Source organism: Ruegeria sp. ANG-S4, assembly GCF_000814005.1.
In the GTDB taxonomy this organism is placed as follows: domain Bacteria; phylum Pseudomonadota; class Alphaproteobacteria; order Rhodobacterales; family Rhodobacteraceae; genus Ruegeria.
The window spans coordinates 706150-731268 of sequence record NZ_JWLK01000001.1 but is presented as its reverse complement, the minus strand read 5'-3'; the positions used below and the strand labels follow the sequence as shown (position 1 = coordinate 731268).

Annotated in this window: 26 protein-coding genes; 11 read left to right on the top strand and 15 right to left on the bottom strand. The window is 58.0% G+C overall.

From position 1 onward, the window contains the following. Positions 1 to 7 precede the first annotated feature (7 nt). The 6 genes from RA28_RS03715 to RA28_RS03690 all read right to left on the bottom strand — a co-directional run bounded on the left by RA28_RS03715 (position 8) and on the right by RA28_RS03690 (position 5800). Positions 8 to 1159, bottom strand: coding sequence for an alpha-D-ribose 1-methylphosphonate 5-triphosphate diphosphatase (locus RA28_RS03715; protein WP_039523830.1), 1152 nt, complete (start codon positions 1157 to 1159; stop codon positions 8 to 10). Beyond that, positions 1156 to 1929, bottom strand: coding sequence for an esterase/lipase family protein (locus RA28_RS03710; protein ID WP_039523828.1), 774 nt, complete (start codon positions 1927 to 1929; stop codon positions 1156 to 1158). The genes RA28_RS03715 and RA28_RS03710 overlap by 4 nt, the downstream gene beginning before the upstream one ends. Positions 1930 to 1967: 38 nt before the next feature. After that, complete coding sequence (locus tag RA28_RS03705) at positions 1968 to 2810, bottom strand: DMT family transporter (protein ID WP_039523826.1); 843 nt, start codon at positions 2808 to 2810, stop codon at positions 1968 to 1970. A 174-nt stretch (positions 2811 to 2984) separates the two neighbouring features. Beyond that, complete coding sequence (gene groL, locus RA28_RS03700; RefSeq protein WP_039523825.1) at positions 2985 to 4628, bottom strand: chaperonin GroEL; 1644 nt, start codon at positions 4626 to 4628, stop codon at positions 2985 to 2987. 55 nt (positions 4629 to 4683) lie between these two features. Next, on the bottom strand, positions 4684 to 4971 hold the full coding sequence (gene groES / locus RA28_RS03695; protein ID WP_039523824.1) for a co-chaperone GroES: 288 nt from the start codon (positions 4969 to 4971) through the stop codon (positions 4684 to 4686). Between the two features lie 154 nt (positions 4972 to 5125). Next, complete coding sequence (locus RA28_RS03690) at positions 5126 to 5800, bottom strand: DUF2161 domain-containing phosphodiesterase (RefSeq protein ID WP_039523823.1); 675 nt, start codon at positions 5798 to 5800, stop codon at positions 5126 to 5128. 84 nt (positions 5801 to 5884) lie between these two features. On the opposite strand from RA28_RS03690, the gene RA28_RS03685 reads away from it, so the two are divergent. The 7 genes from RA28_RS03685 (at position 5885) to RA28_RS03650 (ending at position 12410) form a co-directional block, all read left to right on the top strand. Beyond that, positions 5885 to 6910: a TraB/GumN family protein gene (locus RA28_RS03685; RefSeq protein WP_241481057.1), complete on the top strand. Its 1026-nt coding sequence runs from the start codon at positions 5885 to 5887 to the stop codon at positions 6908 to 6910. A gap of 103 nt (positions 6911 to 7013) precedes the next feature. Then, a complete protein-coding gene (locus RA28_RS03680; RefSeq protein WP_039523822.1) occupies positions 7014 to 7934 on the top strand; it encodes a manganese-dependent inorganic pyrophosphatase in 921 nt (306 codons plus the stop codon). A 220-nt stretch (positions 7935 to 8154) separates the two neighbouring features. Then, positions 8155 to 9030, top strand: a complete 876-nt coding sequence (locus tag RA28_RS03675) for an HAD family hydrolase (RefSeq protein ID WP_039523821.1) — start codon at positions 8155 to 8157, stop codon at positions 9028 to 9030. A gap of 100 nt (positions 9031 to 9130) precedes the next feature. Next, positions 9131 to 9574, top strand: coding sequence for a MaoC family dehydratase (locus RA28_RS03670; RefSeq protein WP_039525698.1), 444 nt, complete (start codon positions 9131 to 9133; stop codon positions 9572 to 9574). A gap of 399 nt (positions 9575 to 9973) precedes the next feature. Continuing rightward, positions 9974 to 10906 (top strand): bifunctional riboflavin kinase/FAD synthetase, encoded by a 933-nt coding sequence (locus tag RA28_RS03660; RefSeq protein ID WP_039523819.1) that lies wholly within the window; start codon positions 9974 to 9976, stop codon positions 10904 to 10906. Beyond that, the gene (locus tag RA28_RS03655; RefSeq protein WP_039523818.1) at positions 10903 to 11376 is read left to right on the top strand and encodes a YcgN family cysteine cluster protein; all 474 of its coding nucleotides are present in this window, start codon (positions 10903 to 10905) and stop codon (positions 11374 to 11376) included. The genes RA28_RS03660 and RA28_RS03655 overlap by 4 nt, the downstream gene beginning before the upstream one ends. Beyond that, positions 11376 to 12410: a threonine aldolase family protein gene (locus tag RA28_RS03650; RefSeq protein WP_039523817.1), complete on the top strand. Its 1035-nt coding sequence runs from the start codon at positions 11376 to 11378 to the stop codon at positions 12408 to 12410. The genes RA28_RS03655 and RA28_RS03650 overlap by 1 nt, the downstream gene beginning before the upstream one ends. Before the next feature lie 95 nt (positions 12411 to 12505). On the opposite strand, the gene RA28_RS03645 is transcribed toward RA28_RS03650, so the two are convergent. After that, positions 12506 to 13108, bottom strand: a complete 603-nt coding sequence (locus tag RA28_RS03645; RefSeq protein WP_039525694.1) for a 2-hydroxychromene-2-carboxylate isomerase — start codon at positions 13106 to 13108, stop codon at positions 12506 to 12508. 108 nt (positions 13109 to 13216) lie between these two features. Here RA28_RS03645 and RA28_RS03640 point away from each other — a divergent pair, with 108 nt between their 5' ends. Together RA28_RS03640 and RA28_RS03635 are read left to right on the top strand one after the other, a co-directional pair. Then, entirely contained in the window at positions 13217 to 14236 is a 1020-nt protein-coding gene (locus RA28_RS03640; protein WP_039523816.1) for a ribose-phosphate pyrophosphokinase, read from the top strand. Positions 14237 to 14392: 156 nt separating this feature from the next. Further along, the gene (locus tag RA28_RS03635) at positions 14393 to 14824 is read left to right on the top strand and encodes a hypothetical protein (protein WP_039523815.1); all 432 of its coding nucleotides are present in this window, start codon (positions 14393 to 14395) and stop codon (positions 14822 to 14824) included. A 44-nt stretch (positions 14825 to 14868) separates the two neighbouring features. Here RA28_RS03635 and RA28_RS03630 read toward each other — a convergent pair whose 3' ends face one another. The 7 genes from RA28_RS03630 to RA28_RS03600 form a co-directional block, all read right to left on the bottom strand. Beyond that, positions 14869 to 15219: an H-type lectin domain-containing protein gene (locus tag RA28_RS03630; protein WP_039523814.1), complete on the bottom strand. Its 351-nt coding sequence runs from the start codon at positions 15217 to 15219 to the stop codon at positions 14869 to 14871. A gap of 118 nt (positions 15220 to 15337) precedes the next feature. Then, complete coding sequence (locus RA28_RS03625; protein ID WP_039523813.1) at positions 15338 to 15748, bottom strand: F0F1 ATP synthase subunit epsilon; 411 nt, start codon at positions 15746 to 15748, stop codon at positions 15338 to 15340. Positions 15749 to 15760: 12 nt separating this feature from the next. After that, complete coding sequence (atpD, locus tag RA28_RS03620; RefSeq protein WP_039523808.1) at positions 15761 to 17185, bottom strand: F0F1 ATP synthase subunit beta; 1425 nt, start codon at positions 17183 to 17185, stop codon at positions 15761 to 15763. Positions 17186 to 17205: 20 nt separating this feature from the next. Next, positions 17206 to 18084, bottom strand: coding sequence for a F0F1 ATP synthase subunit gamma (locus RA28_RS03615; protein WP_039523806.1), 879 nt, complete (start codon positions 18082 to 18084; stop codon positions 17206 to 17208). Positions 18085 to 18096: 12 nt separating this feature from the next. Next, positions 18097 to 19635, bottom strand: coding sequence for a F0F1 ATP synthase subunit alpha (gene atpA, locus RA28_RS03610; RefSeq protein ID WP_039523804.1), 1539 nt, complete (start codon positions 19633 to 19635; stop codon positions 18097 to 18099). Next, a complete protein-coding gene (locus tag RA28_RS03605; RefSeq protein WP_039525691.1) occupies positions 19636 to 20196 on the bottom strand; it encodes a F0F1 ATP synthase subunit delta in 561 nt (186 codons plus the stop codon). It lies immediately after the preceding gene. Between the two features lie 314 nt (positions 20197 to 20510). After that, the gene (locus RA28_RS03600) at positions 20511 to 21245 is read right to left on the bottom strand and encodes a class I SAM-dependent methyltransferase (protein WP_039523802.1); all 735 of its coding nucleotides are present in this window, start codon (positions 21243 to 21245) and stop codon (positions 20511 to 20513) included. A 61-nt stretch (positions 21246 to 21306) separates the two neighbouring features. On the opposite strand from RA28_RS03600, the gene gloB reads away from it, so the two are divergent. Together gloB and clpA are read left to right on the top strand one after the other, a co-directional pair. Beyond that, positions 21307 to 22074 carry a hydroxyacylglutathione hydrolase gene (gloB, locus tag RA28_RS03595; protein WP_039523800.1) on the top strand — a complete coding sequence of 256 codons (768 nt, stop codon included), beginning with the start codon at positions 21307 to 21309 and terminating at the stop codon, positions 22072 to 22074. Positions 22075 to 22247: 173 nt separating this feature from the next. Beyond that, the gene (gene clpA / locus RA28_RS03590; RefSeq protein WP_039523797.1) at positions 22248 to 24572 is read left to right on the top strand and encodes an ATP-dependent Clp protease ATP-binding subunit ClpA; all 2325 of its coding nucleotides are present in this window, start codon (positions 22248 to 22250) and stop codon (positions 24570 to 24572) included. A gap of 112 nt (positions 24573 to 24684) precedes the next feature. Here clpA and RA28_RS22760 read toward each other — a convergent pair whose 3' ends face one another. After that, a complete protein-coding gene (locus tag RA28_RS22760; RefSeq protein ID WP_193747346.1) occupies positions 24685 to 25023 on the bottom strand; it encodes a hypothetical protein in 339 nt (112 codons plus the stop codon). Between the last annotated feature and the right edge of the window lie 96 nt (positions 25024 to 25119).

The following is a 25119-nucleotide window of genomic DNA, read 5'->3' as shown; positions in this document are numbered from 1 at the left end:
CAGCGGTTCAGCTCAGGAACCGTGTTGCGATGTCACCGCACATGTAGCTGACCCTGCCCCGCGCCAGCGTGGCAGCGACACGAAGGGTCTTTTCATCGAGGATCACGATATCAGCGCGTTTTCCGGGCGACAGAGCACCGCGATCCGACGCGCCCAGCACACGGGCTGGACCTGAAGACACCAGGTCCCAAGCCCCGGCTAGGTCCAGCAGACCGGATTTGGCGAGCATCAGCGCGGCACGGCGCGGGCTAGGATAGTGGTAGTCGGATGCCAATGCATCGCACAACCCCATGGTGATCAGGTCCAACGCACTGACATTTCCTTTGTGCGAACCTCCGCGCACAACATTGGGCGAGCCAAGAATTACGTGGTCGCCGGCGGCGCGTGCGGCCTCAGCCGCCTCTAGCGTTTCGGGAAATTCGGAAATCCGTGCTCCGCGTCCGCGCCACTGTTCACGCGTTTTTGCCGACGCGTCATCGTGGCTGCCCATTCGAATACCTTTGTCGGCCAGCGCGGCACAGAGGCCGTCCAGCGCTGCCGGAACTTCGACGGATCGTTGGTGCATCATCTGGAGCATCGCAAGATGATTGTCCGGGCTGCGGCCAGCCTTGAGTGCCTGACCGGTCAGACGTGGCGGGGTGCGCCCCTGTGACAACCGGTCATGCGGCAGGTGGTCGTTGAAAACGACATATGGCACCTGCCACTCCGAAATCTGGTCGGTCAGCCCGGCGTAGGCATCCAACATATGTGTTTCGAACCGCAGTTGCGGGATCAGATCGGTGACCACATCATCTTTGACCGCAGCAATCCCCTGAAACACCTGCGACGCGAACTCCGGCCCGCGAACGCCCCCTTCCCAACTGTAAAACTGTGCCAACACGGCCGTCGTGATCCCATTGGCCGCCAGTTCGGCCTCGACCGACAAGATACCCTCGGCCATTTGTTTCATCGCTCCGCGGCGGGGTGCTATGTGACGCTCGAACCCGTCGCCGTGCAGATCAACAACTCCGGGCAGCACCAGATAGCCGGTGAGATCAATCGGCCGCCCGACCGGTTCCGACTGTACGAGACCATCAGCGATACTGAGACTGGCGGGTACAACCCCATCGTCCGGCAACAACACGTTTGCGCCAATGAACGTCAGTTCGAGAGATGTCATCTGGTGGGTTCCGATGCGGGCGCTTCGCAATTCTGCCCGATGCAGATTTCGTCTATCACATCCATAACGCCGTCCAGCCAGGTGATCTGAGGATCGAAGCGCCCAAATTCAATGAAGTGCAAGGCTTGTGCCATCACTCTCGGGTTGTTCATCATGAAAGTGTGCGTGACGGGCAGAACGATGTGATCGGTCATACCTTCGACCTTTGTGCTTTCGACAGAAACCTTGCCGTCATCCGTGCCGTCGATCAGGGATGAAAACAGCGGGTTCAACGAGTTTTCACCCGCTATGACGCCCAATTCAAAGTCAACCGGCGGAAGGTGCTGCGGCACGCCCTGAGGCCCGGTGCCCAAAGCAAGGCCGGCCGGGCCGTGCAGCAGGCCGAAAACCTCCCAATCCCCCAGTTCGTCGACCAGCTGGCTGCCCTGATTGGGCGGCCCCAACATGACGACCCGACCAAGGTTTTCCGGCTGATTGTCCTGCAACCAATAGCGCAACAGGATACCGCCCATCGAGTGTGCCACGACATTCGCCGTATCGTCGCCGCATTTGGCCAAGGCATCCGGCAAGGTCTGGTTGGCCAATTCCGCGATGGGTAGGTCGGTTGACGGATACCCGGGTCGAACAACGGTGTAACCGTGGGCTTTGAACAATTGCTCCATCACCGAAAACGATGCCTCGGTCCGCGCAAGGCCGTGCAGCAGAACAACGCATTTCGCGCTGACTGCAAACGGGGTCAGACATAGCATTACGGCAATTAGGTACTTCATGCCCGCTAGTTAAGGGCTAATCCCGGTAGAGGAAACCCCTAGCGCCGCGGCAAGCGCGCCACAGCCAGCGCGATGCCGCCCAGCACCAGGGCCGTTCCGAGCAAAAGTGGCAAAGACGCCCGTTCGCCCAGCAGCACGACACCAGCGGCTATTGCAATAATCGGAACACTGAGTTGCACGACCGCAGCGGCGGCCGGGGCAAGCTGCGGCAGCACCCGATACCACAGGGCATAGCCCAGCCCGGACGTGACACCACCTGACAGGGCCGCCAGCACATAGCCCATCGCCGTCATCTGCCACGATGATCCCAAGGAAAACAAAACCAGCGCCGTGACCGGCAAGGCAGCCACGAAATTCGCAGCGGTGCCCGACAGGGCATCCGGCTCGGACCGTCCGACCAAGGAGTAAACCGCCCAACCAATTCCGGCAGAGGTCATCAGCACTGCGCCCTTCGCGTCCACCTGCACGGCCCCCGATGGCCAAAGCACATAGGCCAGTCCCACCAGCGCAATTCCGGCACCGGCCAGTTGCCTTGTGGTGGGTTTTGCTCCGGTCAGTGCCGCGAGTGCAAACATTGTGACTTGGACCACGCCGAACAGGATCAGGGCCCCTAGCCCTGCATCCAGTGTCAGATACGCCAACGAAAACCCAATCATATACAGCGATAACGACCCCGCTCCGACAAGTCGGCGTTTGTTTAGCACCGGCAAGTGCCCGCCTTGCCACAAGACCAAAAGGGATAAAACCAACGCTCCGGTGAGGATACGTATCACTGCAAAGCCAGCCGGGTCACTGAACCCGCCATCAATGGCCAAGCGGTTTAACACCGAGTTGGCCGCGAAGGCGCACATGGTCATGGCGGTCAGCAGAAACAGTCGCATAACAACCACATAGCGGGTTCATTGCTGATTGGACACACACTTTCGGGACAGAAGCAGCCCTCTTCCACGTGTCGAGAACCCCATTGCCGAAAGCACACCGACCCAACGAGCGCACAAAAAGAAACGGGGCCGCCCGAAGGCGACCCCGTCGATAAGCACAAAGGCTTAAGCAGCTTACATCATGCCGCCCATGCCGCCCATGTCGGGCATGCCGCCACCGGGGGCAGCACCCTCTTTGGCGGGCTTGTCGGCAACCATTGCTTCGGTGGTGACCAGCAGGCCAGCAACCGAGGCCGCGTCTTCCAGAGCGGTACGGACAACTTTGGCCGGGTCGATCACGCCGAACGAGAACATGTCGCCATATTCTTCGGTCTGAGCGTTGAAGCCGAAGGCCGCGTCCGAGGACTCACGCACTTTGCCCGCAACAACCGCACCGTCGACGCCTGCGTTCTCAGCGATCTGACGCAGCGGCGATTCGATGGCTTTGCGAACGATGTTGATGCCCGCGTCCTGATCGGCGTTTGCACCTTTCAGTTCGTTCAGTGCTTTACCGGCCTGAACCAGAGCAACACCGCCGCCCACAACAACGCCTTCCTGCACAGCAGCGCGGGTTGCGTTCAGAGCATCGTCCACACGGTCCTTACGCTCTTTCACTTCCACTTCGGTCATGCCGCCGACGCGGATAACGGCAACACCGCCTGCCAGTTTGGCAACGCGCTCTTGCAGCTTCTCACGGTCGTAGTCGCTGGAGGTTTCTTCGATCTGGGTGCGGATCTGAGCAACACGTGCTTCGATCTCGGCTTTCTCGCCTGCACCGTCAACGATGGTGGTTTCGTCTTTGGTGATTTCGATTTTCTTGGCGGTGCCCAGCATGTCCATGGTGACGGACTCGAGCTTCATGCCCAGATCTTCGCTGATCACCTGACCGCCGGTCAGGATTGCAATGTCCTGCAGCATGGCCTTGCGGCGATCGCCGAAGCCCGGTGCTTTGACAGCAGCAATTTTCAGGCCACCGCGCAGTTTGTTGACAACCAGAGTTGCCAGCGCTTCGCCTTCAACGTCTTCGGCAATGATCAGCAGCGGCTTTTGCGACTGGATCACTTGTTCCAGCAGCGGAACCATCGGCTGCAGCGAGGACAGTTTCTTTTCGTGCAGCAGGATCATGCAGTCGTCGAGCTCTGCGATCATTTTGTCTGCGTTGGTGACGAAGTAAGGCGACAGGTAGCCACGGTCGAACTGCATACCTTCGACAACATCGGTCTCGGTTTCCAGACCTTTGTTTTCTTCTACGGTGATGACGCCTTCGTTGCCAACCTTCTGCATCGCGTCTGCGATCTGGTTGCCGATTTCAGCTTCGCCGTTGGCCGAGATGGTGCCAACCTGAGCAACTTCTGCCGAGTCTTTGACTTCGCGCGAAGCGGCTTTGATGCCTTCAACGACTTTGGCAGTCGCCAGGTCGATACCGCGCTTCAGGTCCATCGGGTTCAGGCCCGCTGCGACCTGCTTCAGACCTTCTTTTACGATGGACTGAGCCAGAACGGTTGCGGTGGTGGTGCCGTCACCGGCTTCGTCATTGGTGCGGCTGGCGACTTCTTTCACCATCTGCGCGCCCATGTTTTCGAACTTGTCTTCCAGTTCGACTTCCTTGGCAACCGAAACACCGTCTTTGGTGATGCGCGGCGCGCCGAAGGATTTGTCCAGAACCACGTTGCGGCCTTTGGGGCCCAGGGTCACTTTAACAGCATCGGCCAGGATGTTCACACCTGCCAGCATGCGGTTACGGGCGTCGGTGTCGAATTTGACGTCCTTTGCAGCCATGTCGTTTCTCCTTGAGAAAATGTATTGGAATGAAGATCAGAGGAAGCGGTTGCGCTTACTCGATGATCCCCATGATGTCGCTTTCTTTCATCATCAGCAGCTCTTCGCCGTTGACCTGAACCTCGGTGCCCGACCATTTGCCGAACAGGATCTTGTCGCCAGCTTTTACAGCCATTGCGATCAGTTCGCCGCTGTCCTTGCGTGCGCCTTCGCCAGTTGCGACGACTTCGCCTTCGCTGGGCTTTTCTTTAGCGCTGTCGGGAATGATCAGGCCGCCTGCGGTTTTTTCTTCGCTTTCCGTACGGCGAACCAGCACGCGGTCATGAAGCGGTTTCAATGCCATCTTTGCAGCTCCTTGGGCTCAAAGTTTGTTTATCCTCCCCTCACCTTAAGGCGAGGCGTTAGCACTCGGTCCAGCCGAGTGATAACGACGCATAGCTAGGGAGTCCAAAACCCCAAGTCAACAAGATGTGAGGTGTTTTTTTCCACAAATTCGCTCAGTCTGTGGGTTCCCAGCTGTAGGCCCAATGTTTCAAGCCCTCGAACCCGGCTTCGGACAATGCGTAAACGCCCTTTTCGACTTTCTCAAACCAACCATAATGATTGACCCGCATGAGCCGTGTTGCTGCGATGACCCCAGTTGCCTTGGCCACATCCGAACCCTTGCACGGGCCGAATTCCGCAAGATGCGCTGCGCATTTCAGTGCATCCTGCCTGTATGCGGTCACAATTCCATGCCGGGTTGCACCGCCCGAATTTGGGTCACCTTCCAACCGATCAAACTCACGCAACAAGCGGGCGGCCTTGGCCTTGCTCTTGCGCGGCGCATAAGGTCCGGGATCGCATTGGACCTCGACCCGGCCATCAGGTTTGACTGTGATCAGACCCAGACCCAGGCGACGGCACAAGGCCAGATTATCTTTCAAAGCCCGCCGGGCTGAACGCCCTTTTGGCTTACACACAGCAATATAAACCTGATCCGTGACCTTCATCCGGGCGACAGCCTGATGGAACAAGGCCAGCGTGAACCGCAGTTTCAACTCGACAATCACGGGCGCATCGTTGTCGCGCACGGCGACGATATCGGCCGCACCGACCTCGCCTTTGACGGAATAGCCCTGACGTTCCAGCAGTGCTTTTACGGGGGGATAGAGATCTTGCTCGCGCTCCATGTCGTCATGCTAGACGGATTGGCGTGGATTGCCAGACGCCTTCCTGAAAACATGCTGCCTTGCGTGTTCGGAATACAAAAAGGTATGTCTCACAAAACCCCGAGTACTTTTCCCGCGGAAGCCCGTATCGTGCGTCTGATCAGCTTTGTTCTTTGCCTTTTTGTGCCGATTTCAGCGCACGCAGCTTGTGAAGGTCGCGACCTGCGTTTGGATATGACGGCAACCCAGCGGGCCGAGTTGGACAACGCGGTCGCCGAGATCATTTTTCCAGAGGGCAATCACTGGATCGCCCAAAAGGGTGACACGGTTCTGCACCTTGTCGGGACCCTTCACACCAATGACGAAAGAATGGGGGCCGTAGTTGAAAGACTCGCTCCGATCTTGTCCCAGGCCGATGCGTTCTATTTTGAAATCACCAAAGAGGAGATGAAAGACTTCGAGCGGAATCTGGCGCAAGACTTCAGCCCGGTCATGATCACGTCTGGCCCAACGCTTATTGACCTGATGCCCGAAGAGGACTGGGCCGCCCTGTCTTTGACTTTGGCCGAACGCGGCATTCCAAGTTGGATGGCTGCAAAACTCCGGCCCTGGTTTCTCAGCATGATGCTGGGCATACCACCATGTCTTATGGAAACACCGGACTTCGACCGCGGAATGGACACGCGTCTGGCGGAACTGGCGGATTTGCATGGCATCCCCCGGTACTCGCTGGAAAGCATCGACGAACTGATTGCCATGTTCGACAGCCATCCGCTTGAAGAACAGGTGCAATCCCTGATCCGCCTAGCCGGTGCGTTGCAAGCTGGCGACGACCAACTGATCACGATGGCCAATGCTTACCTAGAGGAAAAGCACGCCGAGATCATCCAACTGGCCAAGATACAAGGCCTGGAGGCGTCAGGTTTGACGGCTGCAGACTTTGAAGCGGAGTGGCAGGGGTTCGAAGATCAGTTACTGTCGCAGCGAAACGACAATTGGATGCGGACCATTCTTTCCTTGACCGATCAAACCGCGGTCATCGCCGTCGGCGCCGGGCACCTCGCAGACCAGTTCGGCTTGCTGAACCAACTGCAGGAAGCCGGGTACAGTTTGACTCGAGCAGGGTTCTGAGAGTCGTTTACAGACCAAGCGTCGCAACAAGCCCGCCGCCGGGTGACAATCAGGAACGTCACCCCTATAAGGCGCGCAAATCTTCAATCCTCAGGACGCTGACATGACCATTCAAGTTTTTGGCCACAAATCCCCCGATACCGACTCAACCGGATCGCCCATCGTCTGGGCCTGGTATCTGAACGAAGTAAAAGGCGAGCAGGCCGAGCCTGTTTTGCTCGGTGAACCCAACACCGAAGCCGCATTCATGTTGCAACGCTGGGACCTGCCAAAGCCGCGTATCATTGAAGATGTGACCGAGGACGCGCCGGTCGTCATCGTCGACACGAACAATCCGGCTGAATTGCCCGCTGGCATAAACAACGCGGACATCCGGGCCATCATCGACCATCACAAGCTGGTCGGCGGGTTGGAAACCAAGGGCCCGATCGACATCACCGTTCGCCCGCTGGCCTGCACAGCGACAATTCTGATGGATTTGATGGGCGACGAAGCCGCCAAGATGCCCGACGCCGTCAAAGGCGCAGCATTGACATGCATTCTGTCGGACACGTTGGAGTTCCGCTCGCCTACCACAACAGCGCATGATCGCGCTGTGGCTGAAAAACTTGCAGCGGATCTGAATCTCGATATGTCAGCCTATGCCGCCGATATGTTCGCCGCCAAATCCGATGTCTCTTCGTTCTCTGATGCTGAACTGATCCGAATGGACAGCAAGGAGTACGAAGTCGACGGCACAAAATTCCGCGTCTCGGTTCTGGAAACCACCGCGCCGGGTGTCGTTCTCGACCGTAAGGACAGCCTTGCCGCTTCGATGACAGAAGTTGCCAAGGAAGACAGCGTCGATCAGGTGCTGCTGTTCGTGGTCGACATCCTGAACGAAGAGGCCACGCTGCTGGTGCCGAACGACTTGGTCAAAAGCGTTGCTGAAAAGAGCTTCGGTGCCGCCGTTGCAGGTGACACCGTTGTTCTGCCGGGTGTCATGAGCCGAAAAAAACAGATCATCCCCAACCTGAAAGTCTGACCCACCGAATACGCCGCGGGTCGCGACTTTTTTTGCGAGGCTCTGCCTCGCGCTCCGGGATATTTGAGGCCAGATGAAGACTGGATCCCCTGCTTCATCTGGCTGGAAGTATCCCAGGGGAGTCGCGGCTTGCGGCGACGGGGGCAGCGCCCCCTCTGGCCAAACCGGACGGCCTCTGCCATAGGGATTGGCATTCGGCACCTTGCTCATTGAGATCCTCATGACCCAGATCATCCACGCGCTTTCCGAAATCTCTGACCGCTACAAAGCGCTGTTCGTTGACCTTTGGGGTTGCGTCCACAACGGCATAACGGCCTATCCGGACGCGGTTGCGGCATTGCAAGCCTATCGTCAGGCGGGCGGGTTGGTTGTGCTGGTCACGAACTCGCCGAAGCCCCGCGCAGGCGTGGCCGAGCAATTGGTGCAGTTCAACGTGCCAAGAGACGCGTACGACACCATCGCAACAAGTGGCGACTCAGCCCGTTCCGCAATGTTTCGCGGTGCGGTCGGCGAAAAGATCTTCTTCATGGGTGAATGGCAACGTGATGCCGGGTTTTTCGAGCCCCTCAAACTGTTGCATCACCCTTTGAACATTGAACGCGTGCCGCTGGATCAGGCGGAAGGTATCGTCTGTTGTGGCCCGTTCGATCCAATGGCGGATCCCGCGGTGAACCGGGCGGATTTCCTGTACGCGAAACAGAAGGGAATGAAGCTGCTTTGCGCCAATCCCGACATTGTCGTGGACCGCGGCGAAGTGCGCGAATGGTGTGCCGGGGCGCTGGCACGGCTTTACACAGAAATGGGAGGCGAAAGCCTGTATTTCGGCAAACCTCATCCGCCCATCTACGATCTGGCACGGCGAAGACTGACGGAACTCGGGGCCGATATCTCGGATTCAAACATCCTGGTCATTGGTGACGGACCGCAGACAGACATCGCCGGGGGCATGGGCGAAGGGCTTGATTCCCTCTTCATCACGGGTGGATTGGCCGCCGCCGAGACCAAAACGTCGCACCATCCGGACGAAGATGCGCTAAGATCTCACAACGAAAAAGAAAAAATAAATCCGACATACTCGATCGGTCGTTTGAGATAGTTAGAAAAGACTTGATTTTCTGCGGTTGCGAAGTAATAAAGTTGCCAATCGGGTATCTACTTTGACTTTTTGTTGCCCGATGAACTTGGATGAGGGCGACATGTTGGATAACCTTCCGCGCGGAACGATCTGTATCGAAGACATTGAAATGGGCATGTCGCGGCACCTGCGCAAAGTGGTGACGGACGAAGACATTGAGATGTTCGCGCAAGTGTCGACCGACCGGAACCCGGTTCATCTGGACGATGCTTATGCGCGCGACACGATCTTTGAAGGTCGTATCGCCCATGGCATGCTGACAGCCGGCCTGATCTCGGCCGTTATCGGCGAACAGCTCCCCGGCCACGGCACGGTTTACATGGGTCAGTCTTTGAAATTTCTGGCCCCGGTCCGCCCCGGCGACATGGTTTATGCAGAAGTCAAGGTGACCGACATCGATCATGCCAAACGCCGGGTCAAGTTGGATTGCCATTGTTCGGTGGAAGGTAAAAAGGTTCTGGTCGGCGAAGCGATGGTTCTGGCGCCATCACGGAAATTCGACTAGCGCCTGGCATCTTGCACGTCGAGCGCGCGACGTCGCGCTCTTTTTGCGAGCGATTTTGGTTTCCGTTCCGCGAGCTTCGAAGTGAAAACTCCGTAATTCCTCCCACGCTGGTCAAAGACCTTTGATCGGGTCGGAACCGAGGTCGAGGCATTTGCACTCTTCGGTCATTTTCTTGCCCGTTGTCTTGTAAGCGCATACCCACATCGATCTTTGGCTTGCCTTTTGCCGGCTCTTCGCGTCCTTGTTCTGACGCTGCGCTTTGCAAACGGTGCCATGCCAGAAATCCGGAACAACCGAAACACCACCACGCGATTTGATCAATCACGTCTGTGGATTACGCCCCTTCCCATTGCACATCATATGCTTGAACCCGCTTCGCAGTCCCGTTAGGCAGTTCGCATGCAGATCATCCGAGACTTTCAGTTTGTCACACCCGAGGACCGAGGTGCCAGTGTTGCGATCGGGAACTTTGACGGCGTTCATGTTGGGCACCGCTCGGTGATTGAACTGGCACATAGCGTTGCACCCGAGGCCCCTTTGGGCGTTCTCACATTTGAGCCGCACCCGCGCGAGTATTTCGCGCCAGACGCCCCACCCTTTCGCCTGATGCGCGGCAATGCCCGCGCGCACCGACTTGAAAAACTTGGTGTTCAAAAGCTCTATGAATTGCCTTTCAATGCGGCGCTGGCTGGGCTGACACCGGAAGAATTCGCTCGGAACGTTATCTGCGACGGTCTGGGACTGGCACATGTGGTTGTTGGTGCCGACTTTTGCTTTGGCAAGGGTCGTGTCGGCACGGCCGGCGATTTGGTTCGCTTTGGTGATCAGATGGGTTTTGACGTAACGATTGCGCCGCTTATGGAAAAATCGGAAAATGTCGTGTCCTCAACCGCAATTCGGGCGGCGCTGTCGGACGGTCGGCCACGCGACGCGGCTGCGATGCTGGGCCACTGGCATCGTATCGAGGGTGAGGTCATTGGTGGCGAACAGCGCGGGCGCGAGCTTGGCTTCCCGACGGCCAACATGTCGATCGAAGGGCTGCATCCACCTAAGTTCGGTGTCTATGCTGTGTTGGTCGATGTCCTGAATGGGCCGCACATGGGCAGCTATTTTGGGGCTGCTTCTGTTGGCACGCGCCCCATGTTCAACGGCGAAGTGCCCAATATCGAGACGTTTCTGTTCGATTTCTCCGGCGACCTTTACGGCGCGACACTGTCCGTGGGGCTGGTGGAATTCCTGCGGCCTGAAATGAAGTTCGATGGGCTTGACGGACTGATTTCTCAAATGCGGGACGACTGCGACACGGCGCGCGGCATCCTGACAAAGATATGAGCCGTGACCCCATCACCAGAACCGGTCTGGCCCCCAGATATTGGGAGCGCAAGCCCCTGCGTAAGATGAACCCGCAGGAATGGGAGGCCCTGTGCGACGGCTGCGGCAAATGCTGCCTCAACAAGCTGGAAGACGAAGATACGGGCGAGGTCGCGTTGACGTGCGTTGCCTGCCGCCTGCTGGACGATGAAACCTGCCGCTGCACGCAATATGACATCCGCCATCAATTCGTGCCCGAATGCATCGTCATGCGGCCTGATAACATCGACGATCACGCCTATTGGTTACCCCAAACCTGCGCCTACAGGTTGTTGTGGGAGGGCAAGCCTCTCTATGACTGGCATCCTCTGATATCCGGGACGCCGGACAGTGTTCATGCCGCAGGCGTGTCCGTTCAGGGGCGCACCGTGTCCGAATTCGAGACCCCCATGGAAGAGTGGGAAGACTATATCATCGAGGAACCGAACTGATGCATTTTGCCTCTGACAATTCCGGCCCCATTCATCCCGAGGTGCTGGCCACCCTGGCCGAAGCCAATCAGGGTTACGAGATGGCCTATGGCGCTGATACGCTGATGAACGAGGTACGCGACCGGATACGAGGTATCTTTGAAGCGCCCGGCGCTGCGGTATATCTTGTGGCGACGGGAACGGCGGCAAACGCGCTGGCCTTGGCGACGCTTTCGAAACCGTGGGAGACGGTGTTCTGCTCGCCCGTCGCGCATATCCATGAGGACGAATGCAACGCGCCCGAGTTCTACACAGGTGCCAAACTGACCCTTGTTCCGGGCGGCGACAAGATGACGCCAAACGCGCTGCGTGGCGCAATCGAGGGGGAAGAAACTCGGGGTGTGCATGGGCCGCAACGTGGGCCTGTTTCGATCACTCAGGTCACCGAACGCGGATCGGTCTATTCGCTGGATGAGTTGCAGGCACTGTGCGGCGTTGCCAAAGAGTTCAATCTGCCCGTTCACATGGACGGTGCCCGGTTTGCCAATGCACTGGTCGCATTGAATTGTTCGCCGGCACAGATGACGTGGAAAGCCGGTGTTGATGCGGTCAGCTTCGGCGGCACCAAGAACGGTCTGATGGGCGTTGAGGCCGTTGTCTTTTTCGACGAAAGCAAGGCTTGGGAGTTTGAATTGCGTCGCAAGCGCGGTGCTCATCTGTTTTCCAAGCACCGCTACTTGTCCGCTCAGTTCGCAGCGTATCTGCGGGACGACCTATGGTTAAGGTCGGCACGCATGGCAAATGCCAATTGCGCGCGTTTGGCTGACGGGCTGCGGGCAGTTGGGGCCGACTTTCTGTACGAGCCACAGGCCAACATGATCTTCGCCAGCTTTCCGCGCCGCGTACATCGGAACCTGCATCGTGCGGGCGCCGTTTATCACCTGTGGGGCAGCGCGTTGGAAGGGACGGACGAAGAAGAGATGCTGGCGTGCCGACTTGTTTGCGACTGGTCCATCACAGAGGATCAGATCGATCAGTTCCTGGCGTTACTGTAGGAAGATGGGGGCTCTGCCCCCGCCGCAGCAAGCTGCGGCTCCCCCGGGATATTTCCGGCCAGATGAAGCAAGCGGGTGCGCGGCTCCGATTGGCTTTAGTCCTTCAGCGTTTCCAAGTGACGGTCCAGATCCGTCAGGCGGTCCTGTCCCCAGAACCTTTGGTCGTCGGGGGTTATGTAAAAGGGCGCGCCGAAAACGCCGCGATCAACCGCCTCTTCAAGATTGGCGGCGTAGGTTTCGGCCCCGACAAGCAAACCGCTATCAGCAAGGCCGGCATCGAACCCGGCGTCTTCAAGGCAGTCGCGAATGACGGCGTCTTCGGCAATGTCTTTTTCTTCGGCCCAACAGGCGCGAAGAAAGGAATGACACAGTTTGCCGACATCCCCGGAACCATCCTTGGTTGCGGCGATCACCGCGTAAGATGAAGGTGCGGCATTGGTTGGCCAATGCGCGGGTTGCAGATTGAAATCCATCCCGAGGTTGCTTGATTGCCGAAGCAGTTCCTGTGCGCGGTATTCAATGCGCGAGATATGGCGGTCCTTGGGTGGGACGCCGCCGGTTCTGCCGAACAATGCGATGATATCCAGCGGTTTGTAATTGATCGTCGCACCATGCTTGGCCGCGATCTCTTCCAACCGTGTCCCGGCCAGATAGCTGTAGGGCGAAATTGTCGCAAAATAGTAGTCAATCTGGGCCATGTTCACTTTCTCCGCTGCGTTACCTTTGCGGGACGGTAAGGCCATGCTAAGCGGTGTCAACATCACGAATCTGTCACATTGCCATTGCTGCCCGGGGATAATCAGCCGATGCCGACACTTCACGAACCCAAGCTTATTGCTGGGAACGCAAATCTTCCGCTTGCCGAAACCATTGCCCGCCGCATGAGCCTGCATCGCGGCGTCGATCAGGGTTTGGTCGATGCGCGGGTCGAGCGGTTCAATGATGGCGAGATTTTCGTCGAAGTGTTCGAAAACGTGCGCGGCGAGGATATGTTCATTATCCAGCCGACTTCGAACCCGGCCAATGACAACCTGATGGAACTGTTGATCATTGCGGACGCGCTGCGGCGGTCGTCCGCCCAGCGGATCACCGCGGTGATCCCCTATTTCGGATATGCCCGCCAGGATCGACGCACCAAGGCGCGCACGCCGATCAGCGCCAAACTGGTTGCGAATATGCTGACGGGCGCGGGGATCGAGCGGATCCTGACGATGGACCTGCATGCCGCGCAGATCCAGGGTTTCTTTGATATGCCGGTCGACAACCTGTACGCATCGCCCATCTTTGCGCTGGATGTCAAAACCCAATTTAGGGATCAGATGGATGAAATCATGGTCGTGTCTCCGGATGTGGGCGGCGTTGCGCGAGCCCGAGAGCTGGCCAAGCGGATCGAAGCACCGCTGTCCATCGTGGACAAGCGCCGCGAGAAGGCCGGAGAAGTGGCCGAAATGACCGTGATCGGCGACGTCAAAGACAAGATTTGCCTGATTGTTGATGACATGTGCGACACGGCCGGTACGCTGTGCAAAGCGGCGCAGGTCCTATTGGATAACGGTGCGAAAGAAGTGCATTCCTACATCACACACGGCGTCATGAGTGGACCGGCGGTTGAGCGTGTGACCAATTCAGTTATGAAGTCGCTGGTGCTGACCGACACCATTCAGCCCACGCCCGAGGTGGGCAAAGCGCCCAATATTCGGATTGTTCCCACCGCGCCCATTTTCACGCAGGCGATAATGAACATTTGGAACGGGACAAGCGTGTCATCGCTGTTCGAGGACAAGACGCTGACACCAATTTACGAGTCGCTTTATCATATGGACTGACGCGTTGCGCGATGCCGGACACTTGCCCGTCTGTGCGATCGGTTCTTGCTTTGCATTTGGATTGGAAAAAATCTGGCCTTGGGCACAATCCTCAGTTTAGGTTCGGTGCAGACCGTATCGGTCGCCAATCAAGCGGGTCACCCAAGGAAGAGTCTCATGCGCCTCAACTTCGTTACTGCCGGAACCATTTGCGCCCTCGCCGCTGCGACCTCACTGTCCCCTGCCCCTGCGCGGGCCGATGATGCCGGGGCACTTATTGCCGGGGTGGCGCTTGGGGTTTTGGGGGCATCCATTGCACACCATCATCACAAGCACGGGTCGGATTACAAAAAACACCCCGATGTATCGCCGAAAGAGAATGCGATTGGTTTGTGCATGCATCGCACTCACAAGGCGATGGCGAACCAAGGGTACTACGCCGTGGATTTCGAGCGCACGCTCTCCTATACCACGAACGCAGATGGAATTGACCTGATTGACCTCGAGGTCGCGCGGTCAAGCGATCGCAGCGACGCACGCAGCTATATCAAAGCACACTGCGCGATCCAGAATGACGAAGTTGTAAACTTCCGGTACTCGAACTACTGAGACTGCCAAAGCCAATCGGCAACTGCCGCAACCTGCTGACAATGCTAGGAAATGTTCCAATCGTCCGCATGGGCGACTTCACCGATCGCCATCCAGGTCGCGCGAATTCGGGCGATCCGGGTGTCGGACCATGTGCGGAAAACAGCGTTGAATCCGACGGGCGTGATGTCTTCTGCCTGAACCTCGGCCCGCAATGCTGAAGAGGTATCGACGTCCCATAGGGACACACCGATCTGAACCAATGGTGGGCTGCGAAAGGCCTCGCTGAACTGGATTGCGACCTTACGTTCGCGCGGTCCCGTGCCAGTCCACATATCTCCGCCATCCGCAAACTCGGAAAACAGGACTTCCTCACCTTGATCAACCCCAATCGGATGCGTTTGAAATTTTTTCATTCTGTTTTCATTATGTTTGAATATCCAAAGCTTACTTTGGCAAGCCGTTAATGGCACGATAAAAAAACGGCCCTGCTTTCACAGGGCCGTTTTCAATATTACGTTCTTTGTGAGCCGTTTAAAGGCTCATATGCGTTCCAAGGGCTTCCATGTCGGCCAGCAGTTTGGCGGCGTCGTCAACGATGGTCTGATCATCGCTTTCCTTCGCCGCCTCGTGCGAGGCGCGGGCCTCGGCGATCAGGTCGTCCAGATGCGAACGCGTCACTTCGGCAACCGGAATGGCCTTTTCGGCCAGAACCGACAGGCTGTCGCCGTTGATCTGGGCGAACCCGCCCGTGACCAGATACTCGCTGGCCCCTTCGGGTGCCTCGACCTTCAGGATGCCCGGGCGCAGCGTGGTGATGGTGGGGGCATGATCGGGCATCGCCGTCATGTCCCCGTCTGCGCCGGGTAGCTGGACCGCGCTGGCCTCAAGCGAAGCAAGGCTCCGCTCGGGGCTGACGAGGTCAAATTGCATCGTGTTTGCCATCAGGGATACTCCTTAGGCGGCTTCTGCGGCCATCTTCTCGGCTTTGGCGATCACTTCTTCGATGCCGCCAACCATCAGGAAGGCTGCTTCGGGCAGGTGATCGTATTCGCCGGCCACAACGGCCTTGAACGACGAGATGGTGACATCCAGAGGAACCTGAACACCCGGCGAGCCGGTGAAAACCTCGGCCACGTCGAACGGCTGCGACAGGAAGCGTTCGATCTTACGGGCGCGGGCCACGGTCAGCTTGTCCTCTTCCGACAGTTCGTCCATGCCGAGGATGGCGATGATGTCCTGCAGCGACTTGTAGCGCTGGAGGATCTGTTGAACGTCGGTCGCAACCTTGTAGTGCTCTTCGCCAACGATGGCCGGGTCGAGTAGACGCGAGGTCGAGTCGAGCGGGTCAACCGCAGGATAGATACCCTTTTCCGAGATCGCACGGTTCAGAACCGTGGTCGCGTCGAGGTGCGCAAACGAAGTCGCCGGCGCAGGGTCGGTCAGGTCGTCCGCAGGCACGTAGATCGCCTGTACCGAGGTGATCGAGCCAGCCTTGGTCGAGGTGATGCGTTCCTGCAGGGCACCCATGTCGGTGGCCAGCGTCGGCTGGTAGCCCACAGCAGACGGAATACGGCCCAGCAGAGCCGACACCTCAGACCCCGCCTGCGTGAAGCGGAAGATGTTGTCGACGAAGAACAGAACGTCGGTCCCGGATTGGTCGCGGAACTGCTCGGCCAGGGTCAGTCCGGTCAGAGCAACACGCGCACGCGCTCCGGGAGGTTCGTTCATCTGGCCGTAAACCAGCGCAACCTGCGATTCCGACAGGTTGTCGGGCTTGATCACGTTCGATTCGATCATCTCGTGGTACAGGTCGTTCCCTTCACGGGTCCGTTCACCAACACCCGCGAACACCGAGAAGCCCGAGTGCACTTTTGCGATGTTGTTGATCAGTTCCATGATCAGAACGGTTTTACCAACGCCGGCACCGCCGAACAGACCGATCTTACCGCCTTTGGCGTAGGGGGCCAGCAGGTCCACAACCTTGATGCCGGTCACAAGCACTTCGCTTTCGGTCGACTGCTCGTCGAACGCAGGCGCAGGCTGGTGGATGCCGCGGGTTTCAGTTGTCTCAACGGGGCCCTTTTCATCGATGGGCTCGCCAACGACGTTCAGGATACGGCCCAGCGTCGCGTCGCCAACCGGAACCGAGATCGGGCCGCCGGTGTCGCTGACTTCTTCGCCTCGGACCAGACCTTCGGTCGCGTCCATTGCGATGGTACGGACAGTGTTTTCGCCCAAGTGCTGCGCAACTTCCAGCACCAGACGCTTGCCGTTGTTGGTGGTTTCCAGCGCGTTCAGAATTTCAGGCAGCTGATCTTCGAAGTGCACGTCAACGACGGCCCCGATGATCTGTGTGACTTTGCCTTTTGCATTCGCCATGTTTCGTCTCCGGTATGTCTCTACAGCGCTTCGGCGCCGGAAATAATTTCAATCAGCTCGTTGGTGATCACGGCCTGACGCGAGCGGTTGAACTGGATCGTCAGCTTGTCGATCATCTCGCCCGCGTTGCGTGTCGCATTGTCCATCGCGGACATACGTGCACCCTGTTCAGACGCTCCGTTTTCGAGCAGAGCCGAGAAGATCGCGGTCGCAACCCCCTTGGGCAGCAGATCGGCCAAGATGGCTTCTTCGCTGGGCTCGTAGTCGAAAACCGCATCGCTGTCGTCACCCATCGCTTCGTCTTCGAACGAGGCGGGGATGACCTGCTGTGCGGTCGGGATCTGGGTCACAACGTTGACGAACTTCGCGTAGAAGATCGTGGCAACGTCAAACTCAGCCCCGTCAAAGCGGGACAGGACGTCCTTCGCAATGTCCTGCGCGTTGGTATAACCGACGCGCTTGACCTCGCTCAGGTCGATATGCCCAACGAACAGATCGGCAAAGTCGCGTTTGAGCGCGTCCCGGCCTTTCTTGCCAACGGTCAGGATCTTGACCGTCTTGCCCTTGCCGCGCAGCTCTTCCGCTTTGACGCGGGCCAGCTTGGCAATGTTCGAATTGAAGCCGCCGCAGAGGCCGCGTTCAGCTGTCATCACAACCAGCAGATGGACATCATCGCTGCCCGTACCCCGGAGCAGCTTGGGGGCGCTGTCGCTGCCCCCGACCGACGCCGCCAGCCCTGCCATCACGGCATTGAACCGCTCGGCATAGGGGCGCGAGGCTTCGGCAGATTCCTGGGCGCGGCGCAGTTTCGCGGCCGCGACCATCTGCATGGCCTTGGTGATCTTGCGGGTCGATTTGACCGACTCGATCCTGTTTTTAAGGTCCTTCAGACTAGGCATCGGAACCTCCTATCAAGCGAAGGTCGCGGCGTATTCGTCGATCGCTGCCTTGATCTTGTCGGACGCTTCACCTTTGACTTTCGGATCTTCGTCGGTGATCCACTGAAGCAGATCGGCGTGCTTGCCGCGCAGGTGCGCCAGCAGACCGGCCTCATAGCGGCCAACGTCCGACACGTCGATCTTGTCGAGGTAACCGTTGGTGCCCGCAAAGATCACGCAGACGATTTCCGCGTTGGTCAGCGGCGAGTACTGCGGCTGTTTCATCAGCTCGGTCAGACGTGCACCACGGTTCAGCAGCTGCTGCGTCGCGGCGTCGAGGTCGGAACCAAACTGCGCAAAGGCCGCCATTTCGCGGTACTGGGCCAGTTCCAGTTTCACCGGACCGGCAACCGATTTCATCGCGTCGGTCTGGGCCGACGAGCCCACGCGCGAAACCGACAGACCGGTGTTCACGGCAGGACGGATGCCCTGATAGAACAGTTCGGTTTCCAGGAAGATCTGCCCGTCGGTGATCGAAATCACGTTGGTCGGAATAAAGGCCGAAACGTCACCACCCTGGGTTTCGATCACCGGCAGCGCGGTCAGCGAACCTGCGCCAAAGTCTTCGTTCAGCTTCGCCGAACGCTCCAGCAGGCGCGAGTGGAGGTAGAAAACGTCACCCGGATAGGCTTCGCGTCCGGGCGGACGGCGCAGCAGCAGCGACATCTGGCGATACGAAACCGCCTGCTTCGACAGGTCATCATAGATGATCAGCGCGTGACGGCCATTGTCACGGAAATATTCCGCCATCGCGGTCGCGGCGTAAGGCGCCAGGAACTGCATCGGCGCCGGGTCGGACGCGGTCGCGGCCACAACGATCGAGTAGTCAATCGCGCCGGACTCTTCCAGTTTCTTAACCAGCTGCGCAACGGTCGACCGCTTCTGACCCACCGCAACGTAAACGCAGTATAGCTTCTTCGACTCATCGTCGCCCGCCGCGTCGTTGTAAACCTTCTGGTTCAGAATGGTGTCCAAGGCCACAGCCGTTTTACCGGTCTGACGGTCACCAATGATCAGTTCCCGCTGGCCACGGCCAATCGGGATCATCGCGTCAACCGATTTCAGGCCGGTCGCCATCGGCTCGTGCACCGATTTACGCGGGATGATGCCGGGGGCTTTGACGTCTGCAACGCCACGCTTGGTTGCGTTGATCGGGCCTTTGCCATCGATCGGGTTGCCCAGACCGTCGACAACGCGGCCCAGAAGCTCGTCACCGATTGGAACGTCCACGATCGAGTTGGTACGCTTGACGGTGTCACCTTCTTTGATGTCACGGTCGGTCCCGAAGATAACGACACCGACGTTGTCGCTTTCCAGGTTCAGCGCCATGCCCATGATGCCGCCGGGGAATTCAACCATCTCACCGGCTTGCACGTTGTCCAGGCCGTATACACGGGCAATCCCGTCACCGACGCTCAGCACGCGGCCGATTTCGGCCACTTCGGCTTCCTGACCAAAATTCTTGATCTGGTCCTTCAGGATTGCAGAAATCTCTGCAGCTTGGATTCCCATTTATCCGACCTCTTTCATTGCATTCTGTAGGGAGTTCAGCTTCGAACGGATCGAGCTATCGATCATTTTCGAGCCCACTTTAACGACAAGACCGCCGATGAGGCTTTCATCAACGGTCGCATTTATTGTCACGGTCTTGCCCACGCGCTCGGACAGCGTCTTGGACAGGTTTTCCACCTGGGTCTTGGTCAGCGCCTTGGCCGAGGCAACATCGGCGGTCACTTCGCCCCGCTCATCGGCCAGCATGGTGCGCAGCACCTGAATCAGTTGCGGAACGACGAACAGGCGGCGCTTCTCTGCCATCAAGCCCAGCGTGTTGCGCAGGATTGCGTGCAGGTCCATCTTGTCGGCGATTGCGGTGATCGCGCTTTCCTGATCGGCGCGCGAAATCAAAGGCGAGGCGATCAGGTCGCGCAAGTCGGCGCTTTCGCCCAAAGCTGCTGCCAAATCGTTGATGCCGGTTTCCAGACCTGCGAGGTCATTATTCTCTTTGGCGATCTCAAAGATCGCGGTGGCATAGCGTTCAGCAATGCCTGTGGAAATCGAAGCTGGTTCGGACACGTCCACCCTTCCGATATTTTGGGCCCCGAATTCGCGTTGCGGCAGCTACCCCGGGGGCGTGAAGAAACCCCGTCCATAAAGGGCGGGGATCAAAATCACCGGGGATGTAGCAGAGCCGAACCAAGCTAGCAATATAATATAGCGGTAACAGATTTATCCACAAAATGTTTAGATTCAAAAGGTTAACCCAAGTGCGACCCTTTGGACCGGTTAGATGGGGTGAAAAATGTTACCAAAGTGCAGCTTTTTGCGATTCCTGTGACCTATTTCCCGCAATTTACGCCCTTGCGACGCGGTGCCGGGCATAACGGTTCTCAGGCCGGTTTCAGCAACCCGTCAAGGGCTTTGATTGGTCGTTTTGCTGCATCTTTTGTCACGCTGCCACTGCGCGGGCGGATTTGCTTGCTGGCTTCGACCATCAGAACCCCGCCGGCCATAACCGTCGGCAGGCGTTGGCCCGTTTTTTCAATCAGCCCGCCGGATTTTAACCAGAACCGACGGTAGGAAGGTGGCAGATACAGTGCCGAGCAGTGGTTTTCGGGGATGAAGTGATGCTCACGCAATTGGCTTTCCAGTTGCGTGGCCGAATATGGGCGCCCATAGCCAAACGGCGTGCGGTCGGACCGAGACCACAAACCGGCGCGGTTCGGGACCACAAACAGCACCCGCCCCCCCGGACCGAGAACGCGCCAGCATTCCTCAAGCAGCTGACTTGGTCGCTCGCTGGTTTCCAGCCCATGCATGACAACCAGCTTGTCTACATGGCCGGTCTCGATCGGCCAGAGCGTTTCTTCCGTCAGGACGGACACGTTAGGCATCCCTGCGGGCCACGGCATGACGCCCTGAGGGCCCGGCATCAATCCAATCACGCGCCGCGCGTCGGCCAGATAGGGGCGCAACAGCGGAACGGCAAAACCGAACCCAACCACGGTCTGGCCCTTTGCTTCGGGCCAAAGATCGGTAAGCCGCCCGCGAATAGCCGCCTGCGCCGCACGACCCAATGTGCTGCGGTAATAGAAATTCCTCAGATCCTGCACATCAAGATGCATTGCGGACACCCGGTCAATCGGCTTAGCTGGGCGCAGTCTAGCAACGAAAGGGCAAAAGGCCATGCCTCTTGAGATCGTCACCATCCCGTGCCTCAGCGACAACTACGCCTTTCTGGCCCATGACGCCGCAAGTGGCGAGACCGCATTGATCGACGCACCGGAACCCGGCCCGATTCTGGAAGAACTGGAGGCGCGTGGCTGGCGGTTGAGCCATTTCCTATTGACGCACCATCACTGGGATCATGTGGACGGGCTGAGCGGTATATTGGAAAAGCAACCTGCACGGGTGGTTGGGGCCAAGGCGGATGAACATCGGTTGCCGAAACTCGATCTTGCTGTGGTTGAGGGCGACACATTCTACATAGGCGAAGAGCCGGTCGAAGTTCTGGATGTTTCCGGCCACACGGTCGGCCACATCGCGTTCTACATGCCAAAGTCCGATGCTGTGTTCACGGCAGATAGTCTGATGGCTCTTGGATGCGGACGCTTGTTCGAAGGCACCCCGTCGCAAATGTGGGAGTCACTTGGAAAACTGGCGGCGCTTCCTGACGAAACGATTGTTTACTCCGGTCACGAATATACACAATCCAACGCGAAATTCGCGCTGACGGTCGATCCCGACAATCCAGATCTCAAGGCCCGGGCAGCGGCGGTTGATGCGGCAAGAGCCGCCGGACATCCCACGGTTCCAGCGAAATTGTCGCAAGAAAAGGCAACAAACCCGTTTTTACGCGCCACGGATCCAGCGATTCAGGCGCATCTGGGGATGCAGAACGCTGAACCTGCGGCTGTTTTCGCGGAAATCAGGTCTAGAAAAGATCGGTTCTGATGCCTATTTGCCCCTCTTCACGGTCACTCTCACAAGAAATGTGACTGTCAAGTGAAAGAAAACCCTTGAAGCCGGACGCCGATCAACCAAACTCTAATAGTATGAGGACATGGTTGGGATGGGGTTCCGGCCGATACTCGACCCCTTCCGGCCCAATTTAGAGGAGCACCCGCGTGCCTTCATTCTCGAGCACATTGGAACAAGCCATCCACGCGGCCCTGGCGGCTGCGAATGAGCGGCGACACGAATTTGCGACGCTGGAGCATTTGCTGCTGGCATTGCTGGAAGAACCCGATGCAATCCGGGTCATGAAGGCGTGCAGTGTCGATCTGGACGAGTTGCGCAGTACACTGGTTGAATTTATTGACGAGGATCTGTCAAACCTCGTCACCGATATTGACGGGTCCGAAGCTGTCCCGACCGCGGCGTTTCAGCGGGTCATTCAGCGGGCAGCGATTCACGTCCAAAGCTCGGGCCGAACCGAGGTGACGGGGGCCAACGTTCTGGTCGCCATCTTCGCCGAACGTGAAAGCAATGCCGCTTACTTCCTGCAGGAACAGGATATGACCCGCTATGATGCGGTGAACTTCATCGCCCACGGCGTCGCCAAAGATCCCGCTTATGGCGAGAATCGGTCCGTGACCGGGGCAGACGAGGTCGAAGAAGAGGCGCAATCCGCGACCGCCGAGGCGGACCAGAAGGAAAGCGCGCTGGGCAAATACTGCGTCGATTTGAACGCCAAATCGCGGGCAGGTGATGTGGATCCCCTGATTGGACGTTCCGCCGAGGTGGAGCGGTGTATTCAGGTGCTGTGCCGCCGCCGCAAGAACAACCCGCTACTGGTGGGCGATCCGGGCGTGGGCAAAACAGCAATCGCTGAAGGCCTCGCGCATAAAATCGTGGCCGGTGAGGCACCGGATGTACTGTCTAACACCACTATATACTCTCTGGACATGGGCGCCCTGCTTGCAGGCACCCGCTATCGCGGTGATTTTGAAGAGCGGCTGAAAGCAGTCGTGACGGAACTGGAAGATCACCCCGACGCTGTATTGTTCATTGATGAAATCCACACCGTCATTGGTGCCGGTGCCACTTCGGGCGGTGCGATGGATGCATCAAACCTGCTGAAACCTGCCTTGCAGGGCGGCAAACTGCGCACGATGGGATCAACCACGTACAAGGAGTTTCGTCAGCATTTCGAAAAGGACCGCGCCCTGAGCCGCCGGTTCCAGAAAATCGATGTGAATGAACCTTCGGTCGAGGACAGCGTGAAAATCCTGCGCGGCCTCAAGCCGTATTTCGAGGAACACCACGCCATCAAATACACTGCGGACGCGATCAAAACCGCGGTCGAGCTGTCGGCGCGCTACATCAATGATCGCAAGCTGCCCGACAAAGCCATTGATGTTATCGATGAGGCCGGAGCGGCGCAGCATTTGTTGGCCGAAAGCAAGCGCCGCAAGACGATTGGCGTAAAAGAAATCGAAGCGGTCGTCGCCAAAATCGCTCGCATTCCGCCCAAGAACGTCACAAAGAACGATGCCGAGGTTCTGAAAGACCTGGAAACATCCCTGAAACGTGTGGTGTTTGGCCAGGACGAAGCGATTGAAGCATTGTCCAGCGCAATCAAGCTGGCCCGGGCCGGTTTGCGTGAACCTGAAAAACCCATCGGCAACTACCTGTTCGCAGGACCAACCGGTGTTGGTAAGACCGAGGTCGCAAAACAGCTGGCAGACACGCTTGGCGTCGAACTGCTGCGCTTCGATATGTCGGAATACATGGAGAAACACGCCGTATCGCGCCTTATCGGCGCCCCTCCGGGTTATGTCGGGTTTGATCAGGGCGGTCTGCTGACCGATGGTGTCGACCAGCATCCGCATTGCGTGCTGCTGCTGGACGAGATCGAGAAAGCGCACCCGGATGTGTTCAACATTCTGTTGCAGGTGATGGATCACGGGGAACTCACCGATCACAACGGTCGCACGGTCAATTTCCGTAACGTGGTTCTGATCATGACCTCGAACGCGGGTGCGCAGGAGCAGGCAAAAGCCGCCATCGGCTTTGCGCGAGACCGGCGCGAGGGCGAAGACACGGCCGCGATCGAGCGCATGTTTACGCCGGAATTCCGCAACCGCTTGGACGCCGTGATCTCCTTCGCGCCGCTGCCGAAAGAGGTTATCCTGCAAGTGGTCGAGAAGTTTGTTCTTCAGCTTGAGGCACAGTTGCTGGATCGCGGTGTAACCATCGACCTGACGCCCAAAGCTGCCGAATGGCTGGCAGACAAGGGCTATGACGACAAGATGGGCGCGCGTCCCTTGGGCCGCGTGATCCAGGAGCACATCAAGAAACCTTTGGCCGAGGAGCTTTTGTTCGGGAAACTGGCCAAAGGCGGCGTGGTTCGTGTTTCGGTCAAGAAAGGCGAGTTGGATCTGGAAATCCTTGGCCCCGACCAACCTCGAATTCCGGGCGACAAACCACCCTTGTTGACGGCGGATTGATTACCCTGAACATCAAACAGAAAACCCGCCCTGCAAGGCGGGTTTTTTCATTTGGCTGCGTTATTGCTCAATCGCCAGGTCAAGGTATTGCGGCAAGCTGTCTAGGTTTCCCTCAGCGCGTGACGCGTAAGCTGTTTTGCATGGAACGTTGCACGCGTACGATCCCTGGCGCAGTGTCCTGCGCAGCATAGTATGCGGACAAGACACAGAACGCATAGCGGGGTCCGTCGGTGCCCTGAAACAGCGCCGACAGAACGGCGATACTTATGTCGCGCATTTTGCGCAGCCGCCCGGCCCTTTTGGGCAGAAAATACTCAAAATCTATGAATCGTATCTGACGTCCGTCCCAACACATATCCCGAAAGGCGGGGCGACCATGCGCCAGGTCGCCCGCATGCAGGCGCGCCAAAGCCTGCCCCGCCGCGCGGCATGCGCGTAGTCTTTGCGTCATAGCGACGGAACCGTCCTTGCAAAGTCTGTTCAGGCTAGGTCCTGCGTCCTCAACCGCGATGTAATCCTTGCTTTCGGACAAAATTCTTGGAACCGG

Coding starts and splice junctions, on each gene's coding strand:
- RA28_RS03715 (WP_039523830.1), bottom strand. CDS start 1,159: ATGACATCTCTCGAACTGACGTTCATTGGCGCAAACGTGTTGTTGCCG.
- RA28_RS03710 (WP_039523828.1), bottom strand. CDS start 1,929: ATGAAGTACCTAATTGCCGTAATGCTATGTCTGACCCCGTTTGCAGTC.
- RA28_RS03705 (WP_039523826.1), bottom strand. CDS start 2,810: ATGCGACTGTTTCTGCTGACCGCCATGACCATGTGCGCCTTCGCGGCC.
- groL (WP_039523825.1), bottom strand. CDS start 4,628: ATGGCTGCAAAGGACGTCAAATTCGACACCGACGCCCGTAACCGCATG.
- groES (WP_039523824.1), bottom strand. CDS start 4,971: ATGGCATTGAAACCGCTTCATGACCGCGTGCTGGTTCGCCGTACGGAA.
- RA28_RS03690 (WP_039523823.1), bottom strand. CDS start 5,800: ATGGAGCGCGAGCAAGATCTCTATCCCCCCGTAAAAGCACTGCTGGAA.
- RA28_RS03685 (WP_241481057.1), top strand. CDS start 5,885: ATGTCTCACAAAACCCCGAGTACTTTTCCCGCGGAAGCCCGTATCGTG.
- RA28_RS03680 (WP_039523822.1), top strand. CDS start 7,014: ATGACCATTCAAGTTTTTGGCCACAAATCCCCCGATACCGACTCAACC.
- RA28_RS03675 (WP_039523821.1), top strand. CDS start 8,155: ATGACCCAGATCATCCACGCGCTTTCCGAAATCTCTGACCGCTACAAA.
- RA28_RS03670 (WP_039525698.1), top strand. CDS start 9,131: ATGTTGGATAACCTTCCGCGCGGAACGATCTGTATCGAAGACATTGAA.
- RA28_RS03660 (WP_039523819.1), top strand. CDS start 9,974: ATGCAGATCATCCGAGACTTTCAGTTTGTCACACCCGAGGACCGAGGT.
- RA28_RS03655 (WP_039523818.1), top strand. CDS start 10,903: ATGAGCCGTGACCCCATCACCAGAACCGGTCTGGCCCCCAGATATTGG.
- RA28_RS03650 (WP_039523817.1), top strand. CDS start 11,376: ATGCATTTTGCCTCTGACAATTCCGGCCCCATTCATCCCGAGGTGCTG.
- RA28_RS03645 (WP_039525694.1), bottom strand. CDS start 13,108: ATGGCCCAGATTGACTACTATTTTGCGACAATTTCGCCCTACAGCTAT.
- RA28_RS03640 (WP_039523816.1), top strand. CDS start 13,217: ATGCCGACACTTCACGAACCCAAGCTTATTGCTGGGAACGCAAATCTT.
- RA28_RS03635 (WP_039523815.1), top strand. CDS start 14,393: ATGCGCCTCAACTTCGTTACTGCCGGAACCATTTGCGCCCTCGCCGCT.
- RA28_RS03630 (WP_039523814.1), bottom strand. CDS start 15,219: ATGAAAAAATTTCAAACGCATCCGATTGGGGTTGATCAAGGTGAGGAA.
- RA28_RS03625 (WP_039523813.1), bottom strand. CDS start 15,748: ATGGCAAACACGATGCAATTTGACCTCGTCAGCCCCGAGCGGAGCCTT.
- atpD (WP_039523808.1), bottom strand. CDS start 17,185: ATGGCGAATGCAAAAGGCAAAGTCACACAGATCATCGGGGCCGTCGTT.
- RA28_RS03615 (WP_039523806.1), bottom strand. CDS start 18,084: ATGCCTAGTCTGAAGGACCTTAAAAACAGGATCGAGTCGGTCAAATCG.
- atpA (WP_039523804.1), bottom strand. CDS start 19,635: ATGGGAATCCAAGCTGCAGAGATTTCTGCAATCCTGAAGGACCAGATC.
- RA28_RS03600 (WP_039523802.1), bottom strand. CDS start 21,245: ATGCATCTTGATGTGCAGGATCTGAGGAATTTCTATTACCGCAGCACA.
- gloB (WP_039523800.1), top strand. CDS start 21,307: ATGCCTCTTGAGATCGTCACCATCCCGTGCCTCAGCGACAACTACGCC.
- RA28_RS22760 (WP_193747346.1), bottom strand. CDS start 25,023: ATGACGCAAAGACTACGCGCATGCCGCGCGGCGGGGCAGGCTTTGGCG.